General features: G+C 58.6%; 16 protein-coding genes. 8 read left to right on the top strand and 8 right to left on the bottom strand.

All coding sequences use genetic code 11. The annotated features are described in order from the left end of the window. Positions 1-96 precede the first annotated feature (96 nt). Positions 97-1,008: a YbjN domain-containing protein gene (locus UL81_RS07520; protein ID WP_035105165.1), complete on the top strand. Its 912-nt coding sequence runs from the start codon at positions 97-99 to the stop codon at positions 1,006-1,008. Here UL81_RS07520 and UL81_RS07525 read toward each other — a convergent pair. Further along, entirely contained in the window at positions 1,005-1,568 is a 564-nt protein-coding gene (locus UL81_RS07525; RefSeq protein WP_179944086.1) for a hypothetical protein, read from the bottom strand. The genes UL81_RS07520 and UL81_RS07525 overlap by 4 nt on opposite strands. Positions 1,569-1,576: 8 nt before the next feature. Next, positions 1,577-2,359, bottom strand: coding sequence for a hypothetical protein (locus UL81_RS07530; protein WP_144407169.1), 783 nt, complete (start codon positions 2,357-2,359; stop codon positions 1,577-1,579). Between the two features lie 255 nt (positions 2,360-2,614). Here UL81_RS07530 and UL81_RS07535 point away from each other — a divergent pair, with 255 nt between their 5' ends. From UL81_RS07535 to UL81_RS07555, 5 genes are all read left to right on the top strand, one after another. Next, on the top strand, positions 2,615-3,208 hold the full coding sequence (locus tag UL81_RS07535; RefSeq protein ID WP_035105167.1) for a TetR family transcriptional regulator: 594 nt from the start codon (positions 2,615-2,617) through the stop codon (positions 3,206-3,208). A 28-nt stretch (positions 3,209-3,236) separates the two neighbouring features. Further along, positions 3,237-5,426: a glycogen debranching protein GlgX gene (gene glgX / locus UL81_RS07540; RefSeq protein WP_035105168.1), complete on the top strand. Its 2,190-nt coding sequence runs from the start codon at positions 3,237-3,239 to the stop codon at positions 5,424-5,426. A 25-nt stretch (positions 5,427-5,451) separates the two neighbouring features. Then, the gene (locus UL81_RS07545) at positions 5,452-6,831 is read left to right on the top strand and encodes an exonuclease domain-containing protein (protein ID WP_035105170.1); all 1,380 of its coding nucleotides are present in this window, start codon (positions 5,452-5,454) and stop codon (positions 6,829-6,831) included. 153 nt (positions 6,832-6,984) lie between these two features. Further along, a complete protein-coding gene (locus tag UL81_RS07550; RefSeq protein ID WP_144407170.1) occupies positions 6,985-7,689 on the top strand; it encodes a hypothetical protein in 705 nt (234 codons plus the stop codon). 137 nt (positions 7,690-7,826) lie between these two features. After that, positions 7,827-8,813 (top strand): GTP pyrophosphokinase, encoded by a 987-nt coding sequence (locus tag UL81_RS07555; protein ID WP_035105172.1) that lies wholly within the window; start codon positions 7,827-7,829, stop codon positions 8,811-8,813. A 13-nt stretch (positions 8,814-8,826) separates the two neighbouring features. Here the strand turns inward: UL81_RS07555 and UL81_RS07560 are convergent, their stop codons facing one another. Genes UL81_RS07560 through ilvA form a run of 4 tightly spaced genes read right to left on the bottom strand, consistent with a single transcriptional unit; the run spans position 8,827 to position 11,394 of the window. Further along, the gene (locus UL81_RS07560) at positions 8,827-9,219 is read right to left on the bottom strand and encodes an RNA-binding S4 domain-containing protein (protein ID WP_035105175.1); all 393 of its coding nucleotides are present in this window, start codon (positions 9,217-9,219) and stop codon (positions 8,827-8,829) included. Further along, positions 9,220-9,459 carry a hypothetical protein gene (locus UL81_RS07565; protein ID WP_035105178.1) on the bottom strand — a complete coding sequence of 80 codons (240 nt, stop codon included), beginning with the start codon at positions 9,457-9,459 and terminating at the stop codon, positions 9,220-9,222. A gap of 10 nt (positions 9,460-9,469) precedes the next feature. Further along, positions 9,470-10,111, bottom strand: coding sequence for a YigZ family protein (locus UL81_RS07570; RefSeq protein WP_035105180.1), 642 nt, complete (start codon positions 10,109-10,111; stop codon positions 9,470-9,472). Then, on the bottom strand, positions 10,111-11,394 hold the full coding sequence (gene ilvA / locus UL81_RS07575; RefSeq protein ID WP_035105183.1) for a threonine ammonia-lyase IlvA: 1,284 nt from the start codon (positions 11,392-11,394) through the stop codon (positions 10,111-10,113). The genes UL81_RS07570 and ilvA overlap by 1 nt, the downstream gene beginning before the upstream one ends. Before the next feature lie 194 nt (positions 11,395-11,588). Here ilvA and UL81_RS07580 point away from each other — a divergent pair, with 194 nt between their 5' ends. Further along, on the top strand, positions 11,589-13,493 hold the full coding sequence (locus UL81_RS07580; RefSeq protein WP_046453446.1) for a choice-of-anchor I family protein: 1,905 nt from the start codon (positions 11,589-11,591) through the stop codon (positions 13,491-13,493). Positions 13,494-13,554: 61 nt separating this feature from the next. After that, complete coding sequence (locus tag UL81_RS07585; RefSeq protein WP_035105185.1) at positions 13,555-14,196, top strand: hypothetical protein; 642 nt, start codon at positions 13,555-13,557, stop codon at positions 14,194-14,196. A 141-nt stretch (positions 14,197-14,337) separates the two neighbouring features. Here UL81_RS07585 and UL81_RS07590 read toward each other — a convergent pair whose 3' ends face one another. Together UL81_RS07590 and dnaE are read right to left on the bottom strand one after the other, a co-directional pair. Further along, the gene (locus tag UL81_RS07590) at positions 14,338-15,540 is read right to left on the bottom strand and encodes a cobalamin-independent methionine synthase II family protein (protein ID WP_035105187.1); all 1,203 of its coding nucleotides are present in this window, start codon (positions 15,538-15,540) and stop codon (positions 14,338-14,340) included. A gap of 90 nt (positions 15,541-15,630) precedes the next feature. Beyond that, on the bottom strand, positions 15,631-19,203 hold the full coding sequence (gene dnaE, locus UL81_RS07595; RefSeq protein WP_046453447.1) for a DNA polymerase III subunit alpha: 3,573 nt from the start codon (positions 19,201-19,203) through the stop codon (positions 15,631-15,633). Positions 19,204-19,245 lie beyond the last annotated feature (42 nt).

Raw genomic sequence — 19,245 nt, forward strand, 5'->3', positions numbered from 1 at the left:
CATGTGACACAACCCCACCACTTACGCTATCGACAGTCTCCGCTCTAGCGCCCACGGTGGGGCGATGCCGAAAGCAGCACAGGAAGGGTGAGCGACATGACTGACTCCTCAGATCCCTTTGCCCCGGAGCCTTCCTCCAACGTGCTGACCCGCATGCGTTTGGCTGCCGATCACCACCGCATCGAATACATCGACGGCGGCAACGGGCAGCTGATTCTCCCGCACTTCCCCGCCGGTGAAACCCGCGCTTTCTTGGACCCAGAAAACCCACATTTCCTGCGCTTTTATACCATCCACCGCGGCGTACTGGGCTTTTCCGATCTCCCTGCGCTCAATGACTTTGTCAATGACTGGAACTTCAACTGCCTAAGCCCCACGGCCATCCTGGATTACTCCAGCCCCGATGAGGTCACCGTGTGCGGGCGCACCACCGTACCGCTGCAACCTGAGCTTTCCGATGCCCAGCTCTCCGGCGCCCTGCTGTCCTCAGTCACCAATGCCGATACTTTTCTCGAACAACTCGCATTAAAGTTTCCCGAAACGCTCACCGCAACCAAACCAAACTGGGATATCGACACCCACGAAGAAGAACTCACCCCGGAACGCATCGCGGAGTTCCTGCCGAGCATCGGCATTGAAAAACTCCACCTGTCGGACGAAGGCCCCATCTATGCCTGGGTCAACGACGTGTTCTTTTCCTTCTACGTCGAAAATGGCCCCACCCTCAACATCAAAGGCCACTGGCAACCCGAACTGCCACCGCAGGATTTCACCCGCGTGTTCCTTATCTGCAACGACTGGAACCGCACCCACCACGCCGGTACCGCCTACTGCTCCCCCGATGAGGACGAAGTCCAAGTCAAAATCGACTACCCCGTCAACGCCGTCGCCGGCTTAAGCGATACCCAACTCCGCGTCGCCCTGGGCTTAGGCATGAAGACGATCCTGCACGGCATCGACGACATCGCCCTAGAAACCCTAGGCACCTCCCCCGTCTGGTGGCCTTAATCTCGCTTAGCGGTATCTGCATCAGCAGATACCGCGGAGTCCTTACCCACGTACGCGGAATGCTCCGATTCCGCGTACTGTTCTTCGCCGCCTACAAAGATTGCGGACCAGTAGGCGAACATGGCGATGAAAGGCCCTACTGCCCAGGTAACGCCGGGGTTAAAGGGTGGGACGAAGGAGATGTTTTCTGCTGCTTCGTTAGGCAGGCCGGTGGCGGTGATGCCGCCTGCGATGTAGAAGGCGAAGGCACCGGCGAGAGCACACACGCCAATCCAGAGCAGGGTTCGAAGACCGCGGTAGTGGTTGGCGCGGCTGTAGACGCCTAGTCCCAGGATGAGGGAGAGGACGCCGGTAATCAGGGCGAAGGTTATATACGAGGAGAACTGCACGTCGGCGACATTGTCGATGGAGTAGCCGCCTTCTTCAACCTGTGTGCCGTGCAGTTCTGGGCGCCAGAAGCCCCACAAGGCACCGGCGAGGGAATAGACAATGAGTACCAACGCGAGTAGCCCCGCACCGAATCCAACGGTGCGGGGTACGCGTTTAAAAATCGTGGGCAAGGCTTAACTTATGCGGCGCAGAAGGTCCACTTTCCGTTCTCACGCTGGAAGCGCATCATGGACGAGTCGATGCCTTCACCGGTTTCGACGTTGACCACTGCGGAAGCCTGATCGCCGTTGACCTGCAGGTCATCGATGGACTGCACACCGACGGTGTTCCACTCCGGGCCAGCAACCTCAGCCATGGGGATTTCTGGGATCTGGTTGAAGTCAGCTGCGTTGAGCTCACTGCCCTGCTCCTGCAGAACCTTCTGGCAGGTGTTGTCCGGAATGTAGGTCACGAACTGGCGGAAGTTGGTGGAATCGTAAATGCCATTGACCAGGCCATCGATAGCTGCGGCATCCTCTGGGCTGGCAGCGTGGCCGCCCTCAACTGGTGGCTGTGGCTGAGCGCCTTCACCCAGCGGGTTCTGGGCCTGTGCCATTGCGTCAGCACCAGCGGCGCCACCGGCAGCACCGGCACCGGCGCCAGCAGCAGCCTCATCACCCTGTGGCTCAGGCTCCTGGTCGTTGCCCTCATCATCGTTCTCATCTTCTTCAGCCGGCTTGCTGGAGCTGGATTCCTTCGAGCTCGAGGTAGCCGAAGAAGAGGAGGACTCAGCCGAGGAGGAGGTGGTCTGGTTGTTCTCAGCCTCTTCATCGTCATTGCCACAAGCAGCCAGCGACAGCGGCAGCACCATGGCCATAGCGATAATCGACTTCTTAACAGGGGTGTTGAGGGACAAGGACTCCTCCTGGGAGTATTCGAAAGACGTAGTAGTGACGTTTAGGGACACGTCAGCAGCTTGCATGTCGCGCCTGAAAATGCACAGCACACTAAGCCACCATTACTTCTAGGACTTCGTCATGCTAACAGGCACAGATTCAGCAAACCATGTAATACACCTCAAAAATGCCTGTGAACCCTATCGCTCCTCGTTATTCGTGTTGCGTTGGGGTTTTGTTCGCCGCGCGTTCGTGTCGCATTCACTCCATGTTTTCTTCTTCCCCACCCACTGTTCGCACAGCGCACCACCTGGCCGCGCGCACGACTAAGATGGACACCCGTGCACTTAAATCGCCCCGCCATCGTCACTGCTGCCCTGAAGCTGCTTAACCAGTACGGCCTGGGCGATGTCACCATGCGCCGAGTCGCCACCTCTCTTAACGCAGCACCCGGCGCGCTGTACTGGCACGTATCCAACAAACAAGACCTCATCGCAGCGCTAGCCGAGGAGATCCTCTCCCCCATCCTCACGTCGGAAGATGCACCATCCTCCGACGCTGTGGGGTTGGCGCTGTCCCTGCGCACGGAGTTGTTGCGTTGGCGTGATGGTGCTGAGGTGGTCAGTGCTGGTTTGTCGCAGCCTGATTCTGAGGTGCGTGCTGAGCTGATTGAGCTTGTCGATGCCACCTGTGCCCACCAAGTCCCTGAAGCTTCGGCTGCGCAGCTTCGTGCTGCGGCAGAGGCGATTGTGCACATTGTCTTAGGCGCAACGCTGTTGGAGCAGTCCCAGGTGCAGATGTTGGCGGCTGAATCTGCGGCATCGGTTGAGTCTTCAGGCACGGAGAAGGCAGATCGATTAGCTGCGCAATCCCAATCGCAGTTGGTGGCAGGCGTGGACCTTATTCTGGCTGGTCTTTCCCCTAACCGGGACTAGGTGTCACCTATTGGGTGCAAGGTTGGATATGCTGGCCAGCATGAATTCTTCGCACACCGATTCTGAATTCCCGCGCCTGGTGTGGCCGGGCAGCCCTTACCCGTTGGGTTCTACCTTTGATGGCGCAGGTACCAATTTTGCTATCTTTTCCGACGTGGCTGAGGCCGTCGACCTGTGCTTGATTGACCGCGAAGGCAACGAAGAGCGCATTCGCTTAGAGGAAATTTCTGCTCACGTATGGCACGTCTACTTGCCTAATGTGGGCCCGGGTCAGCGTTATGGCTACCGCATCCATGGCCCCTACCGTCCGGAGGAGGGCCTGCGTTGCGATCCGTCGAAGCTGCTGGTTGATCCTTATGCGCGCGCCTTCGATGGCGAATTCGATGGTGATGCGTCGCTGTATTCCTATGACATCCACGCCGATGAGCCGGGCGCAGGACGCAACGAAGAAGACTCGCTGGGGCACACGATGCTCTCGGTGGTCATTAACCCCTTCTTTGATTGGCAGGGTGATCGCCGTCCGCACACCCCGATTAACCAGACGGTCATCTACGAAACCCACGTCAAGGGCATGACGATGACCCATCCGGATGTCCCGGAGGAACTGCGCGGTACGTATGCCGGTATGGCGCACCCAGCAATCATTGAATACTTCAAGGATTTGGGTATTACCGCTGTGGAGCTGCTGCCGATTCATCAGTTCCTACAAGATGATCGCCTGCGCAATCTGGGTCTCCGCAACTACTGGGGTTACAACACCTTTGGTTTCTTTGCCCCGCATCAGGACTATGCCTTCTCCCAGAAGCCCGGCGATGCGGTTGCTGAGTTCAAGGCCATGGTGCGCGCTTTCCACGAAGCAGGCATCGAGGTCATCTTGGATGTGGTCTACAACCACACTGCTGAGGGCAACCATTTGGGCCCAACGATTGCGTTCCGCGGCATCGACAATCACGCCTACTACCGGCTGGTCGATGACAACCCGGAGCACTACATGGACTACACCGGCACCGGTAACTCGCTGAATGTGCGCCATCCGCACTCGCTGCAGCTGATTATGGATTCGCTGCGCTACTGGGTTACTGAGATGCGTGTCGATGGCTTCCGCTTCGACTTGGCCTCGACGCTGGCGCGTGAGCTTGACGATGTCGATAAGCTCGCCACCTTCTTCGATCTCGTCCAGCAGGACCCGGTGGTCTCCCAGGTCAAGCTCATTGCTGAGCCCTGGGATGTCGGCCACAACGGCTACCAGGTGGGTAACTTCCCACCGATCTGGGCGGAGTGGAACGGCAAGTACCGCGATACCGTGCGTGACTTCTGGCGCGGCGAGCCGGCCACCCTCGGTGAGTTTGCTTCCCGTATTACGGGTTCATCGGACCTATATGCCAACAACGGTCGCCGTCCTACTGCCTCGATTAACTTCATCACCGCCCACGACGGTTTCACCCTGCGGGACCTAGTCAGCTACAACGAAAAGCACAACGAGGAAAACAAGGAAGACAACCGCGATGGTGAGTCTTTCAACCGCTCGTGGAACCACGGTGTCGAAGGCCCAACCGATGATGAAGAGATTAAGGGCCTGCGTCGTCGTCAGGTGCGTAACTTCCTGACCACATTGTTGCTGTCGCAGGGCATTCCGATGATTAGCCACGGCGATGAAATGGGTCGTACCCAGGGCGGTAACAACAACGCCTACTGCCAGGACAACGAAGTTGCCTGGATGGATTGGTCGCTGCTGGATCAGGAAAAGCACCAGGCGATGTACGGCTTTACCAAGCGCGTCATCGATATTCGTCGCCGCCACCCGGTCTTCCGTCGCGAGCGCTTCCTCGCCGGTGGCCCACTGGGTGCCGATGTACAAGACCGCGACATCGCGTGGCTGGTGCCATCGGGACGACTGATGACCCAGGATGACTGGGAAAAGGACTTCGGTAAGGCACTGATGGTCTACCTCAACGGCAATGCCATTACGGAGACCACCGACCGCGGTGAGGAGATCGTGGATGATTCCTTCATCATGATTTTCAACGCCCACCACGAAACCATCGAGTTCACCTTGCCGGACAAGGATTTGGGTGCCGGGTGGAAGATGCTGGTCGACACTGCCGATTCTGGCGGCTACCCCGCTGAGGAAACCATCATCGCGGCAAAGGGTACGATCAACGTACAACCGCGCTCGACTCTGGTGCTGCACCAAGTGGAGCCGCCCATTTTCGACTGACCCCGACTAAGTAGAAAGGCTGCTTGTGCCTTATCACGCTCACGGCGCCCGCATCGATGTCACTGGCGAGGCCATCGTGTTAGAACGCACGCTGCTGGCCACGTCTTTAGGACAACCGGCGCGGGAGTCCCTCCCCGTTTCCGACATCACCGGGGTTGAGGTACACGCACCTTCTACACGCAGCTTCGGCGAGATCTACCTCGAAGGCATTGACCGCCGTCTACGTTTCGCACCGCACCAGGAAGTTGCGGCGAAGGCGTGTGCGGATGCCATTAACGCCGCCCTGCGCGGTGAGGCCCCACCGACACCGGATAGCCTGCACGTCACCGGCCTGGACTTCACTGCTGTCGATGTGGAAACCGCCAACGACAACTGGGGCTCGATCTGCCAGATTGGTGCCGTGCGTTTCCGCGACGGTGAAGAAGTCGACGCCCGCACCTGGCTGTGTACCCCGCCTCCAGGTCTCGAGGACTTTGCTGAGGTCAACATCTCCATCCATGGCATTACGGCTGACGATGTCGCCGATGCCCCGGACTTTGCCACCTGTGCAGCTGAGCTTTTCGTCTTCTTGGGCGATGACATCATGGTCGCGCACAACGCGCAGTTCGATGCCACTGCGCTGCGCTCTGCTCTGCGCACCGCGGGCGCCGATGTCCCAGAGGTCACCTGCGCCTGCTCCCTTGCGCTGTCGCGTGATGCATCGAAAGCCAAGCTTATCGATGTCGCCAACCACAAACTGCCGACTGTCACCAAGGTCTTTTCCGACGAGGATTTCCAGCACCACGAAGCAACTGCCGATGCCCGTGCCGCTGGCATCATCATCTCTGGCCTGGCGCAACGATACGGCCATACCGGCAGCATCGAAGATCTCTTCACCAACCGGGAATTTTCCTTAGGCAAAATCACCGCCGATGCGGTTCTGCCAGTCCTGCGCGCACATACCGCTCCCCTCTCGGGCCGCGACCTGGGCGCTGGTACCGACTTCCGCGACCCGAAGCGCTCTGCATGGGAAAGCGACGAATCACCAAAGAAGTCCAGCAAGTCGCAGTCCAAGAAGTCTTCTGGCCCTGCACCTTGGCAGGCCGTGGCTACCCCGGATACCATCCCGGAGCCCAACGAAGATGCCGACCCAACCGGCAAGCTCTATGGCCAAAACGTCACTCTCACCGGCGAGTTCGCTCCTTTTGATAAAGGACAACTCTGGTCCGGCATTGCCGAGTGCGGCGGTCAGGTAGCCAAGAACGTCACCAAGAAGACCACCATGCTGGTCGTCGGTGAATGGGGCAAGAAGACCTCCAAAGAAAAGCGCGCCGAAGAGCTCAACGAAAAGGGCCAAGACATCACCATCTGGTCTGCCCAGCAGCTCCTCGAAGAACTGGGGCTAGACGAACAACCGCCGTTCTAAGAATTCCTCCTAGAACGGAGATCAACATCGACCTCGCGCGAATCCCCGGAGCGCACTAGCCCCGACGAAAAATCTTGTTTCGTCGGGAACCGATTGGGGTTTTCAGCAGTCCAATAAGGGTAAGACATCACCAGCTAATGAGGATGAATTACCGTGACTACTGCCCTGCGTACCCGTCCTGCTCCACCGGCTCCAGTGAGCCCAGCTCCGCGTCCTGCACCGCGCCCGAAACCTAGTGCTTTACGCCGTCCGCGTTTGGCCAGTACGACTGAGCCAATTCTGTTTCCGGAGCTGCACCCCACCACGAGGGCCACGCGCAGTGTCAAGGACAGCTTCGGCAAAGAACTCGCTACTTTAGCGCTATCACCTTCGCTGTCTGCAGGGTTTAGTTTGACCGCTCCGGGGAGCACTACTCACTTAAGCCACCGGGAACTGGACTCGCGTGGTTGGACCATCCGCGATGCGTGGGATACCGCGGCACACAACCTGCAGATGCAAGCCCTTACCCCACAAGGATTAAGGCTGTGGACTCGACCTGCCACGCGCACGTTAGGCAACGATTGCCCACCCGGCTGGGAAGTACGCATCCAAGGTGGTCTGGCCACTGCATGGCTTGCCCACCCGCGTACCTTTAGCGCTTTAAACGAGCACCTGCTCAACCTCACTCGCGCAGCTGAGCTTACTTACCTTGCCCCGGACCGCTTTACTCTCTACGTGTTAGCTGACTGCTCCCCAGCAGAAACCAACGAATGGGCAAACGTCGCTTATTGTTCTCGCCCACCTCACCGCACCCCGCTGCTGAATGAGCCATTGAAGTTCGTGCGCGGATTTCCACTGACTGCTGACCAAGCAACCTAAGCCACCACGATTGGAGCTCAACAGCGAAAGCGCAATGGCAGTGTTAAGCCCGCACCATAGGCATACGGCAATGAGTTTGTTTCTTGACTACAATGGACTGGCCTTCTGAACTGCTTTGAAAGTTGAGGTTTGTCACTATGCCTGAAAGCGCCATGTCGCGTTTGGGGAACCAGTACCATGACTGGGTTCGTAACCACCCGGATGCAGCGGCGGAATTCGGTGACTCTATTGAAGACCTGCTCAATGACGCAGGTGTCATCTTCGATCGCGTGAGCTGCCGCGTGAAGGGCTGGCCGTCACTGAAGGCTAAGGCAAAGAAAAAGCGCGACAATGGTGATCCGGTCTACCCCGACCCGTGGAACGATATTCACGACGTACTCGGTGTACGCGTGACGGTGTTTCACTCCACCGAGATTCCTGAAGCTATTGCCGTGCTGGGTGAGTCTTTTAAAGTGATTCGCTCTGTCGACAAGGCGGCGGAGACCCGTATTTCTGGTGGTTTTGGCTATGGCTCCCACCACCTGATTTTGCAGGTCACTGATGACATGGAAGACCTTGCAGAGTTTAAGGGGTGGACTTTCGAGGTTCAGATTCGCACGGTGCTGCAGCATGCGTGGGCGGAGTTTGAGCACGATATTCGCTACAAGCAGGGCCCGCATCCGCCCTCACCGCAGGTCGACCGGCTGTTTACCCTGGCGGCAGGTTTGATTGAGCTGGCTGACCAGCAATTCGATGAGATTGCAGCACTGAAAGACCCGGGTACCGATCCGGAAGAAGATGTGGATCTCAACGCAGAGAACCTGCCAGGTGTATTGGCATTGCTGTTGGGTTCGCGCTTCCCACGTTCACGTTCAGAGCACTACCGCTTCCTCGCAGAGCTGCTGGAAGCTAACTCGATTACGTCCGTGTCCCAGCTGCGCGACCTGCTCAACACTGCGGATATTACTTTTGTCCACGACGTGATGCGCTACCGCTTCCGCCCGGGACAGGTGCGCTTGATTGATGACTTGTTGCTCAACAAGTTCGGCAAGTCGCATATCGATGCCACCGCACATGCGGGTGAACGACCAGGCCGTAAGCGCCGGTTGAATATGCGCCTGAAGGCGCTGAACAACGCTCGTTAAATGTAAAAGTGGCTCAGCGGAATCCGCGGCGGAACTTTTCCATCTCGCGGCGTTCCTTCTTGGTGGGGCGACCGGCACCGCGTTCACGCACTGGTACCGAGGGCATGAATTCCTTCGGTGGCGGTGGCGGGGCATGGTCGGTGTAGCAGGTCCGCGCGATGGGTGCGCCGACACGTTTGCGCACGGTGGCCAGGACTTCTAAGTCGTGTTCGTGGTGGTTGCGCCATACGCGCACGCGGTCGCCCGGGACGACTTGTTGGGCAGGTTTTACGGCATTGCCGTTGAGTTTTACGTGCCCTGCTTTGACCGCAGTGGCAGCATCACTGCGGGTTTTGAACATGCGCACGGCCCACACCCATGCATCGATGCGGACCGGACGGCCATCCGGTTGCGTCGGGGAGTTCATTTAGTACTGGTTGTGGTTTTCGTTGACGATCTTCTGAATCTTCGACCAGTTGTAGACGCCACCAACGACGGCGACGATGAGGCCGAGAATCATAAACGGGAAACCGCCCGACATGACGAACCACAGCAATGCGCCACCACCGAGGCCACCGGCAACGCTAATCACGCCATTGCGCGCGTGCTTGCGGACAGCTTGCTTCTTTACTTCGATGGGATTATTCGGCCTAGGCTGCATAGTCATGGCGAATAGTCTACCGCAGTTCGACCCACTGACTACCGACCGACCGGGGTTCTACACTCCCCTGTGTCAAAGCAGCGATGAGCTCGTCTAAGTCTTCTTTTCCACCCGGATCCACAGCGACTGTGTAGGTAACTTTCGCTGCGTACTCAGTATCGGTGATGTGCACGCCACGGTTGCGCAGTTCGGCTTCCAGACGGCCAGCGTCGGCGTGGTCAAAATCAACCGCGTAGAGCTCTTTCGGGGCGCGGGTTACTTGCTTAACCAGAGGCAAGGCTTCTGAGACTGCACCGCCGTAGGCGTGGACTAGTCCACCGGCACCCAGCTTGACGCCACCGAAATAGCGCACGACGACGGCACAGGCATCGAGCATGCCCGAGCCTTTGAGCACATCCAGCATGGGCTTGCCGGCAGTGCCTGACGGTTCGCCGTCGTCGGAGGAACGCTCGACTGGGTTAGCGTCGTCGACGTGGTAGATATACGCCGAGCAATGGTGGCGGGCATCCGGGAAACGGTCGCGGGCAGCATCGATAAACGCACGCGCTTCCTGCGCATCGGTCACACGACCAAGCAGGGTGATAAAGCGCGAGCGTTTGATTTCGATTTCGGTCTCGACGACATCGTCGGCAACCGGACGCTTATAGCTTTCTGACATTAGGAAACGATGAAGTCGTACTCAGGCGTACCTGGGTGCAGGTGCTGAATCTTGATGCGGGATTCCTCCATGCGCTTGAGAAGTCCGTCCAGACCTTCAGCTTCACCCAGTTCCAGGCCGACCAGCGCGGTGCCGGTTTCACGGTTGTTGCGCTTGAGGTACTCGAACAAGGTGATGTCATCATCCGGGCCCAGGATGTCAGCCAAGAAGTGACGCAGCTGGCCTGGCTCCTGACGGAAGTTCACCAGGAAGTAGTGCTTCAGGCCACGGTGGACCAGGGAGCGCTCCATAATCTCGCTATAGCGCAGCACGTCGTTGTTACCACCGGAGACCACGCAGACAACGACCTGTCCTGGCTGCAGGTTCAGCTTGCTCAAACCAGTGACGGCAAGCGCGCCGGCCGGCTCGGCGATGATGCCTTCGTTTTGGTACAGGTTCAACAGCGCGGTGCAGACTGCACCTTCGGACACGGTGTCCCAGCTCAGACGATCGCGGTTGCTCTGCAGGATGCTAAACGGCACCGCACCGATGCGCTTGACCGCTGCGCCGTCGACGAAAGGATCGACGGTTTCCAGGGTGACTGGCTCACCTTCAGCGAAAGCAGCGGTCAGGGATGCCGCACCCTTCGGCTCAATGGCCGCGACCTTGGTATTCGGCGACATATCCGCCAGGTAGGAGATGATGCCGGCAGCCAGTCCGCCACCACCGACAGGAACGACGATGGTATCCAACGACTTGCCCATGGCAGATAGCTGGGAAACGACCTCAGCAGCCACGGTGCCCTGGCCGGTGACGGTGTCGCGGGCATCGAAAGGCTCGATGAAGATAGCGTTGCGCTCTTCGGCATCGGCATGCGCGGCGGCAGCTGCCTCATCGAAGTTGTCGCCGGTTACGACCAGTTCCACCATGTCGCCACCGTGGACCATGATGCGGTCACGCTTCTGCTTCGGGGTGGGTTCTGGCACGAAGATCTTGCCGGGGATTCCCTTGGTGCGGCAGGCATAAGCGACACCTTGGGCATGGTTGCCTGCCGATGCCGTCACGATGCCGCGTTCCTGCAGCTCCGGCGGCAGATTCGAAATGCCGTAGAGAGCGCCACGGATCTTGTAGGAGCGCACATCCTGCAGATCCTCCCGCTTGAGGTAAATCTCAGCGCCGGTCTCTTGGGACAGACGTGGACAGTATTGCAGCGGGGTAGGCGCAATTTCCGAGCTAATTCGGGCTTGTGCCAGCTGGATATCAGACGCGTGCACGGGCTCAGAAAGGGCGATTTCGGTACTCATGAGGGCACATTCTAGTCCCCTTGCCTTGGCTGCGTGAACATTACCTGCCGTTCGACCGATTAACGAAGAATTTACGTAAGCACAACCTGCAGTTAGCACTCTGCTTACCTGCACTAGTCACACTTAACCGATCCCTTTTACAGGGACTTGTGATTCTTCTCTTTATCTCTATCTGCAAGGAGTTTTCCTAACTCATGTCTATGCGTACTCGTGGTCTTGCGCTGTGCACTGCGCTGGCCTGCTCCACGGCACTGGCTGTTACTCCCGCCCAGGCCGTCATCGTGGACAACGTCCTCGAAGATTCCGCACCGAATGCCAGCGTCTCACTGGAGGCAATCGGTGCTTATGACTCGGGTATCCTCGGCGAGTCTGCCGCTGAGATTGTCGCCTTCCACGCTGAATCCGAGCGCATCCTGACCGTTAACGCCCGTTCTGGTGAAGTCGACATCCTCGATGCTTCCGATCCGACGAACCCACAGCACATCGGGGCTATCTCTGCCGGTGGCGACAACGAGATCAACTCTGTTGCCGTGCGTGAGGACGGCCTGGGTGTCGCTGCCGTGCAGCCTGCCGTGAAGACCGATCCGGGCGAGGCGCTGTTCTTCGACGCTTCCACCGGTGAAGAACTCGGCCGCGTGGGCGTCGGTGCCCTGCCGGATAACGTCCACATCACCGAAGAGGGCGACTACGCGCTGCTGGCCAACGAGGGCGAGCCTTCCGATGAGCTCAACGCCGAGGGCACTGCCTACGTAGAAGACCCAGAAGGCAGCGTCTCTGTCATTAAGCTGCCTGACGATGTCGCCGCACCGACCGAGGCCGATGCCCGCGTGGCTGACTTCCGCGCTTTCGACAACGCTGAGCTGCACCCAGACATCCGAGTCTTTGGTCCGGAAGACCACCACAACCTTCCATCCCGCGATTTTGAGCCAGAGTACGTTGCTTCTGCCAACGGCAAGGCCTGGGCTACCCTGCAGGAAAACAACGCCCTAGCCATCATCGATATCGAATCTGCCACCGTCGAAAAGGTCATCCCGGCGCACATCGCTGACCACAGCGTCACCCCGATCGATCCTTCCAACAAGGACGGCAAGGCAGAGCTGCGTACCCTGCCGGTCAAGGGCTTGTCAATGCCGGATGCCATCCACGCCTTCACCATCGACGGTGAGGCCTACTTCGCCACCGCCAACGAGGGCGATGCCCGCGAGTGGGGCGATGAGGACGGCAGCGGCGTCTACACCGACGAAGCTGAAATCGGTGAGCTCATCGAGAACGGCGAGGTCTGCGACAGCTTTGAGATGCCCGAAGGCTTCGGCGAGCAGGAATTCGCCGGCAACCTGAAGGTCTCCCGCGCCTCTGGCTACAATGGTGAGTGCTTCGAAGAGCTCTACGCCTACGGTTCTCGCTCGTTTAGCATCTACGACGCTGCTGGCAACGTCATCTTTGATTCCGCCTCTGACTTCGAGGAAATCACCTCCCAGATCGACGGCTTGAACTTCAACGCCGATAACGAAGACCCGGACATGGACGACCGTTCCGACAACAAGGGCCCCGAGCCAGAAGCTGTCACCATCGGTCAGGTCGGCGACCGCACCTACGCCTTCATCGGTATTGAACGCGTCGGCGGCGTCTTCGTCTACGACGTCTCCAACCCAGCTGACGCTGAGTACGTCACCTACGTCAACAACCGCGACTTCTCCGTCGAATACGACGAGGACAACGTTGCTGCCACCCAGGCAGCCGGCGACCTGGGCCCAGAGGGCCTGGCCTTCGTCAGCGCTGAAGACTCCCCGAACGGCGAAGCCCTGCTCGTCGTCGGCAGTGAGGTCTCCGGTACGACCACCATCTTCCAGGTCAACGATCTGCTGGCAACTGATAAGCCAGAAGACAATGGTTCCTCTAATGGATCCTCTGGTTCCTCGGATGGTTCGTCCAACAGTTCCTCGGGATCTTCTGCAGGACTGGGAATTGTTGCCGCAATTGCGGGTCTAGCAGCAGCTATCGGCGGTGCGCTCGCCTTTGTTCCAGGCCTTATGGATCGTGTTCTGGACATGCTCCCGCCCCAATTGCGGGTAGAGCTCGAGAAGGCACTACCTTTCTAGTAGTTAGCCTGCTAGCTTAATTCCAGTAAAAGTCTATTCTCTCATGAAGGAGCCAGCTCCCATGCGTTTGACTCGCACTCGTACTGCAATCGTTGCAGCTACCGCCCTTGCCTTCGGCATGGTGTCCCCTGTTGCTACCGCCGATGACTCTTCGTCCAATGGTTCTTCCATTCCTGCGGTTGAGCAGGCCAGCAGCGCTGCTGAGAACCCAGCACCAGGTGAAGAGACTGACCCGGCTGGCGAGGGTGAAGAGGGCGAAGGCGAAGACACCACTCCGACCCAGCCAAAGAAGGGCGAGCTGTCTGAGGAGTGCAAGGCTCAGGTCGACGCAGCTGTTGAAGAGCACAAGAAGAACATCCAGGACGGCAACGGTGGTTCCTCCATCATGCTGCCGCAGGAGTTCCTCAACGGCCTGGTCAACGGCTACGGCTCTTCCGGAATGCCGGAGCAGCCGGACTGTGTTGCTGACGAGCTAGACGAGCAGCAGCGCAAGGAAATCGTCGACCTGATGGAGCGCTGGACCCCGGAGTTCATCTGGGCTTCTTCCACTCCGGATGAGACCTACGACGTACTGCGCATCGTCTGGGCAGTTCTCGGTGCCGTTGGTGTTCTGATCAATGTCTACGCTGGCGTCGCTGCCGCATACCCGCCGGCACTGAAGCCGCTGGAGGACTTCCTGCGCAGCGTTGGCTTCGAGTTCTAATCACGCGTTCGCAGCAAGTGCGAACGCAGTGACTAGTCGCTAAGAAAAGGACCGGGTCTCCCCTACTGGGGACGGCCCGGTCTTTGCGTATGCAGGCGAGCTAACGCTCGCCCAGTCCTTATTGGACTTGGGGAGTTTTATTTAGAACAGTTCCTTGGTGGCGATGTCGGCACCTTCAACCAGGGACTGCAGTTTGGCCCAAGCAATCTGGTGGTGCAGGCGGCCGCCGAGGCCGCAGTCGGTGGAGGCGATGACTTTGTCCGGGCCCACCAGTTCGGCGAACTGGATGATGCGGTCGGCCACCAGGCGTGGGTGCTCCACGGCATTGGTGGAGTGCGATACGACGCCTGGGTAAATGACGGTGTTCTCTGGCAGGTCGCGGTTTTGCCACACGCGCCACTCATGCGCGTGGCGTGGGGAGGCGCCTTCGAAGGAAAAGCCGCCGACCTTGGCGCGCAGGATTTCATCAATGATGTCCTTGAAAGGCACGTCGGTGACGTGCGGGCCATGCCAGGAACCCCAGCAGATGTGCAGACGGGTTTGTTCACGCGGCAGGTCAGCAATGGAGTCGTTGAGCACGTCGATGCGCTCACGCAGGAAGGCTTGGAAGTCCTCGACGGTAGGTTCGGGAACGACGCTGTCCCAGGCTTCGGCCAGGTCCGGGGCATCGAATTGGACGGTCAGCCCGGCATCGGTGATGGTCTGGTATTCGGTCTTGAGTGCTTCACCGCAGGCACGGACGACGTCGATGTCGTTGTCGTAGTACTTGTTGGGAAGGCGTGCGGCAGCACCCGGGGACAATGCGGCGACGAAGCCGTCCTTGGCACCGGCGTTGTCGAGGGCATCGCGAAGCAATTGCACATCAGCGTTGACCTGGTCCTGGCCGATGTAGGTGACAGGGCCGGTAAATTCCGGGTTGGCGACCTTGTTACGGCCGGTGAAGATGCCGGAGTTGGGGTCGTTGTAGGCATCGGCAAAAAGCTTGCGGTCGCGGCGATCCTTCATCGACGACAAGCGGACCTTGCCGGGCTCGGAACGGACTTCATCGCCGATTTCCCAGCGATCCTTATCCGTCATGGTCAGCCCGCCCAAGCGGGTAAAGGAGTAGTTCCACCACGCGCCGTAGTCGACGGCACCGGAGGTGATGTGGCCGTACTCTCCTTCGTTGATGATGTCGATGCCTAAATCGAGCTGACGCTTGACCACATCGGCAACGGAACGCTGCAGGATGTCATGGAATTCGGAGCTCTCAATAGTGCCGGCGGCGCGACGCTGGTTGGCCTCCAGGAGTTCTGGAGTACGCGGCAGTGAGCCGACGTGGGTGGTACGAATCTTGTTGGCCATGTGCTCTCCTTCGAAACTGTTTCCCTAGATAGACTGTGCGGTCTGCCTTAGGGGAAATCAGTCGCTCGGGAGAGCTTTTATCCAAATGGCCTAGCCTAAGATTCCGGCACCCATCGTCGCCTTCAGGTCACCCATGAGGTTGCCGGAGCGTTCCACGCGCAGGTGTTCGCCCAAGACCATCATGGTCGTTTCATCGCCATCAACCAGGGTGAGGTACACATCCGATTCACCCTTGTTGTTGACCAGGACCTGCTTGAGCTTGTGGATGTTGTCCATGGTGCACTGGTCGGTGCGCATCGTCAGGCGCAGCGGCAAGCCCGCACCGCCGCCCGGGCCGAGGTCAGGGACACGGATGTCAGAGCAGAACAACGACGTGCGCTCGTCACGGATTTTCACCTGCACCTTGGCCAGGATGATGTTGTCTTCGACAATCTGCGGTGCCACCAGCGAGTAGACCTGGTTGAAGACCAGGATGTCGACCTGCGCGCCGTTGTGGTCTTCCATGTTCACAATGGCCCACGGCGAGCCGTCGCGCTTGGAGAAGCGACGGTCCACACCGGAGATGATGCCGCCGATGATGAGTTCTTGGCCATTGTGGATTTCGCCGTTGAGGATCTTGGTCAGCGGGGTATCCGTTTGCATACCGAGAGCTTCCTCGAAGCCATCGAGTGGGTGACCAGAGACGTACAAGCCGAGCATTTCGCGCTCGAGTGCCAGCTCATGCTTGCGGTCGAAGTTCTCATCCGGGATGTCGATGGCAAAGGCGTTGTTGGATTCCCCGCCGTCATCGCCACCAAGTCCGGCAAAGAGATCGAACTGACCCTTATCGGCTGCCTTCTTGGTGGTCTGGACTGCATCCACGGCATCTTCGTGGATGAGCATCAGTCCCTTGCGCGGATGACCCAGGGAGTCGAAAGCACCGGCCTTAATCAGCGATTCCGTGACGCGCTTCGAGCACGCAGCCAGCTCAATTTTGTCCAAGTAATCCGAGAAGGAGGTGTACGCACCCTTTTCCCGGCGCGTCTTCACAATCGATTCCACGACTTCCGAGCCCACGTTGCGGATTGCGCCCATGCCAAAGCGGATGTCGTCGCCGACTGCCTGGAAGGTCTCCTGGGATTCGTTGACATCCGGAGAGAGCACGCGGATACCTAAGTGGCGGCAGTCAGACAGGTAGATGGCGGACTTGTCCTTCTTATCGCCCACCGAGGTCAGCAGTGCGGCCATGTATTCCGGGGCGTAGTAGGCCTTCAGGTACGCAGTCCAGAAGGACACCAAGCCGTAGCCGGCGGCGTGGGACTTGTTAAACGCGTACGATGCGAAAGGCTCAATCGTGCCCCAAAGTGCATCCATGGCGGATTTGGAGTAGCCGTTTTCCTGCATGCCGGACCAGAACTTGTCGTACTGCTGGGCGAGAACTTCCGGCTTCTTTTTACCCATGGCCTTACGGAAGCCATCTGCCTCACCAGCGGTGTAGTTGGCGACCTTCTGCGAGATACGCATGATCTGCTCCTGGTACACGATAAGACCATAGGTCTCGTCCAGGATTTCCTTGAGTGGTTCTTCCAGCTCCGGGTGAATAGGCGTAATTTCTTTACGCCCGTTCTTACGATCGGCGTAGTCCCAGTGGGCGTTCACACCCATCGGGCCCGGACGGTAGAGCGCCAGCGATGCGACGATGTCTTTAAAACCGGTTGGCTTCATGCGCTTGAGCAGCTCCTGCATACCGCCGGAGTCCAGCTGGAACACGCCCAGGGTATCGCCGCGCGAGAGCAGGTCGTAGACCTTGGACACGCTCGGGTCATCGGCATGCAAGTTCTCCAGCTCGATTTCCTCGCCGCGGTTTTTCTTGATGTTGGCCAGCGCATCGCCAATGACGGTGAGGTTACGCAGGCCCAGGAAGTCCATCTTCAGCAGTCCAATGGCCTCACACGCCGGGTAATCCCAGCCGGTGATGTACGCACCATCGGCAGGGCGCTTCCACATCGGGATGTGGTCCATCAAGCGGACCGACGCCATAATCACTGCACAAGCGTGCACGCCGGCCTGGCGGACCACGCCCTCGAGACCACGGGCGGTCTCATAAATCTTGCGCACATCCGGATCCGTCTCAATCATCTGACGGACCTCGGTGGCCTCAGAATAACGCTCGTGCTCTGGATCAGTAATGCCCTTTAGCGGAATATCCTTCGCCATAATCGCCGGCGGGAGTGCACCGTTGATGCGGTCAGCCATCTGGAAACCAGGCTGACCAAAGTGCACCTTCGCCGAGTCCTTAATGGCCTGCTTGGTCTTCACCGTGCCGAAGGTAATCACCTGGGCGACCTTGTCCTCGCCCCAGCGATCCGCGGCATAAGCAATCATTTCGTTGCGGCGGCGGTCATCGAAGTCGATATCGATATCCGGTGCGGAGGGACGCTCCGGGTTCAAGAAGCGCTCGAAGAGCAGGTCGTGCTCAATAGGGTCAATATTCGTAATGGTCAGCGCGTAAGCCACCAGCGCACCTGCTGCCGAACCACGGCCCGGACCAACCCAAATGCCTACCGAGCGAGCGTACTTAATCAGCTCTGCCACGATCAGGAAGTAGGACGGGTAGCCCTTCATATCAATAACGCTGATTTCGTATTCCGCACGCTCAATGTATTCGCGCGGCACCTCCTGGCCCGGGAAGCGATCCTGCAGACCAGCCATCACCTCATGGGTCAGCCACGAGGTTGGAGTGTAACCTTCCGGCACATCCGCAATCGGCATGCGGTCGTGGGTGTGCTCTTCCCAAATCTCGCCGTAGTCCTGCACGCGCTCGGCAATCCACAACGTGTTATCGCAACCATCCGGAACGGTGTCATCCCAGATTTCACGCATCTGTTCCGCAGTCTTGATGTAGTAACCCGTGCCATCAAACTTAAAGCGGTCCGGGTCCATGAAGGTCTTACCGGTCTGCACACACAGCATCGCCTCGTGCGACGGCGCCTGGGATTCCAGCACGTAGTGGCAGTCATTGGTCACCAAAGGCGGCAGGTCCAGCTTGCGACCAATTTCCAGCAGGCCATCGCGCGTACGCTTTTCGATGTCCAAACCGTGGTCCATCAACTCTAAGAAGAAGTTGTCCTTGCCGTAGATGTCCTGCCACATCGCCGCTGCTTCCAGCGCCTCATCGAATTGGCCCAGACGCAGGCGAGTTTGCACATCACCGGACGGGCAACCAGTCGTCGCAATGATGCCTTCGGCGTGCTCAGCAATAAGCTCGGCATCCATACGCGGCCACTTACCCAGCTGGCCTTCATACGACGCCAGCGAAGACAACGTGAACAGGTTCCTCAAGCCCGTAGCGTTTTCCGCCAACATCGTCTGGTGCAAATATGCACCGGATGCGGAGACATCGTCACGCTTTTGGTCCGGGTTACCCCACAGCTGACGCTTTTTATTAAAACGCGAGCCCGGCGCCATGTAGGCCTCAATACCAATAATTGGTTTTACGCCCGCTGAGGTCATGCGCTTGTAGAACGCATCGGAGCCATACATATTGCCGTGGTCAGTCATGCCGACAGCGGGCATGCCCTGGCGGACCACCTCATCAGCCAGCATGTCCACCTTGGCCATGCCGTCCAGCATGGAAAACTCGGTGTGGTTGTGCAGGTGGACGAAGGAGGATTTTTTGGCCATGGGCTAAATATTAGCGCCTGCGTCAAACCCCCAAAAAGGCCC

Origin of the sequence: Corynebacterium camporealensis (assembly GCF_000980815.1) — a bacterium.
GTDB classification, from domain to species: domain Bacteria; phylum Actinomycetota; class Actinomycetes; order Mycobacteriales; family Mycobacteriaceae; genus Corynebacterium; species Corynebacterium camporealense.